Source organism: Mycobacterium sp. E1715 (assembly GCF_001667625.1).
Lineage (GTDB): Bacteria > Actinomycetota > Actinomycetes > Mycobacteriales > Mycobacteriaceae > Mycobacterium.
This window is the reverse complement of record NZ_LZJJ01000438.1, coordinates 1-3517: the sequence shown is the minus strand read 5'-3', so window position 1 is coordinate 3517 and position 3517 is coordinate 1. Positions and strand designations below refer to the sequence as shown.

The 3517-nt window shown below is 68.7% G+C and carries 2 protein-coding genes and 2 pseudogenes; 2 read left to right on the top strand and 2 right to left on the bottom strand.

Annotation, left to right across the window (positions count from 1 at the left end):
* Both A9X03_RS21295 and A9X03_RS21290 read left to right on the top strand, forming a co-directional pair.
* Positions 1-1049 (top strand): annotated as a pseudogene (locus A9X03_RS21295) (hypothetical protein); the annotation flags it as partial.
* An 87-nt stretch (positions 1050-1136) separates the two neighbouring features.
* Positions 1137-2576, top strand: a complete 1440-nt coding sequence (locus tag A9X03_RS21290; RefSeq protein ID WP_068262831.1) for a lipase maturation factor family protein — start codon at positions 1137-1139, stop codon at positions 2574-2576.
* Here the strand turns inward: A9X03_RS21290 and A9X03_RS21285 are convergent.
* Both A9X03_RS21285 and A9X03_RS29925 read right to left on the bottom strand, forming a co-directional pair.
* Complete coding sequence (locus tag A9X03_RS21285) at positions 2573-3133, bottom strand: hypothetical protein (protein WP_068262827.1); 561 nt, start codon at positions 3131-3133, stop codon at positions 2573-2575. The two genes, A9X03_RS21290 and A9X03_RS21285, sit on opposite strands and share 4 nt — an antisense overlap.
* 139 nt (positions 3134-3272) lie before the next feature.
* Positions 3273-3517, bottom strand: a pseudogene (locus A9X03_RS29925) (hypothetical protein); the annotation flags it as partial.

The window sequence follows — 3517 nt, the reverse complement described above, 5'->3', positions numbered from 1 at the left end:
GCCTGCTGAATTGGGAAGACGTCATCGACCGCAACGCGCTGGGCTTCGACCAGCTCAAGCCGCCGGGGCTGGCCGAACTGTCGGCGCTCGGCGCCGACGGCAACCCGATCGCGCCCGCCGACGCCGCCCGCAACCGCGGGCGCGAGATCACGGTCGACTGCGACCACGGCCCGGTGATCGCGGTCGCGGGCCGGTTCGTGCACACATCGATCCGCACCACCGTGGGCGCGCTGCTCGGCGGCGAGCCCATCGCCGCGCGCGCGTGCGACCCCGACCCGGTCGCGCTGCCTGCGGGCCAACAGGAGCTGCTGATCAGCCCGGGCGCCCAGTTCGTCGTCGACGGCGCCGAGCTGACCTCGCGCGCGGCCGCGCCGGTCGCGCCCGCCGCCGTCGCGGTTCCGGTGTGGCGGGCGTGGGGGCCGGACCGGCGCGAGGTGCAGGCGCCGCCGTCGTCCACCTCGCGGGTGCTGGTCGTCCCTGAAAGCATCAACCCCGGCTGGGTCGCGCGCACCAGCAGCGGGACCCGGCTGACCCCGGTCGCCGTCAACGGCTGGCAGCAGGGCTGGGTGGTGCCCCCGGGGGACCCCGGCACCATCACGCTGACCTTCCCGTCCAACGCGCCCTACCGCGCGGGGCTCGCGGTCGGTCTGGCCTTGCTGCCGCTGTTGGCCCTGCTCGCGCTGTGGCGCACCCGCAGCCGGCGCGCCGACGATGCGCCCGCCCGGCCGTGGAACCCGGGGGCGTGGGCGGCGGTCGCGGTGGTGGCCGCCGCGGCGGTGGTCGGCGGGGCGGCGGGCGTCGTCGTGGTGGGTGCGGCGTTGGGGCTGCGATACGCGCTGCGCCGCCGCTTCGACGGCGCCGCGATGGCGCTGAGCGCGGGCGGTCTGATCCTGGCCGGGGCCGTGCTCTCGCGCCATCCCTGGCGATCGGTGGACGGCTACGCCGGCCATTCCGCGAATGTGCAGCTGCTGGCGCTGATTTCGCTCGCGGCGCTCGCCGCGTCCGCGGTGGCGCTGCCCGATCGGGCCCGTGGGCCAGGTGACGAATAGCCGTCGAGGGTATTGGCTGGCCGTTTGCCGGCTGATTGACTGGATATGCGGGTCTGTGTGACCGACACCGTCCGAGGAGTTACGGCCATGGGCTGGTTTTCCGCACCCGAATATTGGCTCGGCAGAGAGGTGCTCGAGCGGGGCGCCGCGGTGGTCTACCTGCTTGCGTTCGTCGCGGCCGCGGCGCAGTTCCGGGCGCTCATCGGCGAGCACGGAATGCAGCCCATCCCGCGGTTTTTGGCCGGGCAGTCGTTCTGGCGGACCCCCAGCCTGTTTCACCTGCGGTACTCCGATCGCCTGTTCTCGGCGGTGGCCTGGTTCGGGGCGGTTCTGTCGGCGGCGGTCGTCGCCGGCGCTGCCGATGCCGTGCCGCTGTGGGCCGCGATGTTGATGTGGCTGACGCTATGGGTGCTCTACCTGTCGATCGTCAACGTCGGGCAGACCTGGTACGCGTTCGGCTGGGAGTCGCTGCTGCTGGAGACCGGCTTTTTGATGATCTTTCTCGGCAATTCCCAAGTGGCGCCGCCGGTGTTGACGCTGTGGATGGTCCGGTTGCTGCTGTTCCGGGTCGAGTTCGGCGCCGGGTTGATCAAGATGCGCGGCGACCCGTGCTGGCGCGACCTGACGTGTCTGTACTACCACCACGAGACGCAGCCGCTGCCCGGGCCGTTGAGCTGGTTCTTCCACCACCTGCCGAAGCCGCTGCATCGAATTGAGGTGGCGGGCAACCACTTCTCGCAGCTGATCGTGCCGTTCGGGCTGTTCGCGCCGCAACCGGTGGCCGGCGTCGCGGCGGCGATCATCGTCGTCACCCAACTGTGGCTGGTCGCGTCGGGCAACTTCGCCTGGCTCAACTGGGTGACGATCCTGTTGGCGTGCAGCGCCATCGACGACTCTTTGTTCAGGGCGCGCCTTCATCCGGCGTTCTCGGCGACGCCGGTGTGGTTCGCCGCGCTGGTGATCGCGTTCACCGCGGCGGTGTTGTTCATGAGCTACTGGCCGGTGCGCAACATGTTGTCCAAACGGCAGCGAATGAACATGTCGTTCAACTCTTTTCATTTGGTCAATACCTACGGCGCGTTCGGCAGCATCGGTCGCGTTCGCCGCGAGGTGGTGATCGAAGGCACCGACGAAGCTCACCCCACCGAGCAGACCGTCTGGAAGGAATACGAATTCAAGGGCAAGCCCGGCGCGGTGCGCCGGCTCCCCCGCCAGTGGGCGCCGTACCACCTGCGGCTGGACTGGCTGATGTGGTTCGCCGCCATCTCGCCCGCCTACGCGCAGCCGTGGCTGACGCCGTTGCTGCAGCGACTGCTGCGCAACGACCGGCCCACACTGCGCTTGTTGCGGCGCAACCCATTTCCGGATGCGCCGCCACGTTACGTGCGCGCGCTGCTGTACGAATATCGCTTCACGACGCCCGCCGAGCTGCGCCGTGAGCGAGCCTGGTGGCATCGAACGCTGATCGGCGGGTACGTCCGGCCGATGGCGCTGGCGGCGGCGGATTCCGCAACAGGACGGGGCTAACGGGCCGCGGGCTCGTCGAGCAGTTGCAACCGCGCGTCGAGCAGACGCGGGTAGTACCAGTAGTAGCCGGCGAGATATGCGAACGCCACCGCCAGCAACAGGATTCGCAACGTGAAATGCTTTGCGTCACCGATGAAGCCGAAAACCTGCACCGAAACGAGAATCCAGCAAGCGGTGATCATCAGTTTGGCGGAACCCGCGATCGAGTCGCGGGCCCGCTCGATCAGTTGCCTCGCCGCGTCACGCGTTGCCGGATCATCGGGAAGGGCGCCCGAACGCATCGCCTCGGACACGTGGCGACATTCGGCGAATGACAGCGTTCCGAGTGTGGGCCGCAGCCCCGCCATGCGGCGCACCGAGCCGAGCGCGGTGGCCAAGCCGATCACCAGTGCGACGATCGCGACGGTGATCCACCACGGTGCGCTGGTCCAGTGCGACCGGGACGGCCCGCTGGGATAGTCGCCGATCATCACGAGCGGTGCCAGGCCCAGCATCACCGCCAGGGCGTACAACGGCCACTGCAGCCACCAGGGTCTCAGCGACAGCCACAACGACACAGACGAAACCTTAGCGAAGCGCGGCCCACGCTATGCCGCGTCGGGATGACCAGGTGGACTCAAACCACCAAACCAGCCACCCCACGGACAGAAAGGCCTGCACACTCGCGCAAAGATCTGCGTATTTGGGGCGATGCCCTCAACTCAGGTCCTCGACCAGAATGTCGTTGACCGTCTTGAGATCCTCAATCGCCTGGTGCGCATACGAGTCCGCCAGATCGAGATCGACCGGGGTGGAGTTCGGCCCCAACGACATGCACATGTGCATCGCAGTGTGAAAGTCGTTGATCTGCTTTTGCAAGGCGGTGGTCAGGGCGGGGTCCGGCGTGGGCAGGTGGGCCTGCAGGCCGGTGGCTTGTTCGTCGTGGACCGCCGAGCAGGCCG

What these genes read in the sequence shown, in the direction of transcription:
- A9X03_RS21290 (WP_068262831.1), top strand. Translation starts at nt 1,137, where the DNA reads ATGGGCTGGTTTTCCGCACCCGAATATTGGCTCGGCAGAGAGGTGCTC.